Here is a 1,258-nt window from a genome sequence, read left to right on the forward strand (position 1 = left end):
GGACGGCGAGGACGACCACGAGCTCGCGAGCCTGTACGCCGAGCTCCACGCCTTCCAGAAGCGGCTGCCCTGGTCCCGGGAGGCGCACCCCGGATGGGAGGCGGAGAAGGAGCGTGGGCGACAGGAGCGGTCCGGGCGCGAGCAGACCGACGGCTGGACCGACGCGGAGGGCGCGGAGTATGGCCGGCTGATGAACGAGATCCGGCGGGTGGCCGCGATCGTCCAGTGCCGCCCGTGGTGGACGCTCTGCAAGGCCAACGGGATCATCGGACCTGCCATGGTCGACGCCCACCAGGCCCTCAAGCACGCCCCGGCCGCTGCCTGAACCCCGCCCTGTACGGCCCGCCAGCCTATTCGCGGTCGCCGTCCTGGTCTCCGTCACCGTCGTCTTCTGGGTGGCCAACGCGGTCGAGTGCCGAGCGGGCCATAACCATTGCCGCTGCGGCGAGCGGAGTGTATTCCAGCGCCTTACCCAAGACGGCGTCCGCGGTGTCGCTCGTGAACGCCATCGTCATCGCGCTGATGAGGACGAAGGCCCCGCAGAACCAGATGAACGCGGCCCTCATCGCCTTCGGCGACAGGACGTCAGCGTCGGAGGAGACGAACAGGCGGGCCATCTCCTCGAAGTGGGCGACCGTCTCATCCGGCACGTCGTCCACGGCGCTGCCGGACTCGACAGTCTCATACGCCCCCTCCAGCACCTGGGCCACGGAGGTCTGAGCCTGATCGCCGAGCGCTCTCCACGCCGCCAGGTCGCCCAGCAGGCGGTCCAGTCCCGTGGTGTCGAAGGTCGGGACGATGCGGGAGGTCTCCACCCACTGCTGTCGCAGGGTCCGCCCGTAGAACCGGACCGCCCGATTTACCAGGGCGCGCTGAGTAGCACTCAGGGTGGTTGCGGCGGCGAGTTGCTGGTACATGCGCGCGTTCGCCTGGAGGTGACGCTGATACTCGGTCCCGATGGCAGCGGCACTCTGAGCGGACCGTCCGACGGGGCCGTTCATCAAGGTGGCGGCATCCCGAGCGGCCCGTCCGACAGGGCCGTTCATCAAGGCATCTGCATCCCGAGCGGCCTGTGCGGCGGGGCCATTCGCCCATTGGGACATCCGTCGAGCCGATTCGAGGGCCGCACGCATACCCGGCGCCACGGAGGCTGCCGCTCGACGCATGGCGTCGACGGACTCATCGTCGGGGAATTCCGGGGTCGTCGTGAAGCAACCCTGCCAGATGCACCCTCGTCCAGCCGGGTCCCGAAGTGGAG

General features: G+C 69.2%; 2 protein-coding genes. One reads left to right on the forward strand and one right to left on the reverse strand.

Features of this window, described 5'->3' with window-relative positions:
* Positions 1-325 (forward strand): hypothetical protein (locus tag ACWEBX_RS40955; protein ID WP_451889756.1); only part of this gene is annotated, 325 nt, incomplete at its 5' end.
* A gap of 25 nt (positions 326-350) precedes the next feature.
* Here ACWEBX_RS40955 and ACWEBX_RS40960 read toward each other — a convergent pair.
* The coding region (locus ACWEBX_RS40960; RefSeq protein WP_451889757.1) for a hypothetical protein at positions 351-1,258 on the reverse strand (908 nt) is incomplete at its 5' end.

The sequence above is a fragment of the Streptomyces sp. NPDC005070 genome (genome assembly GCF_053600395.1).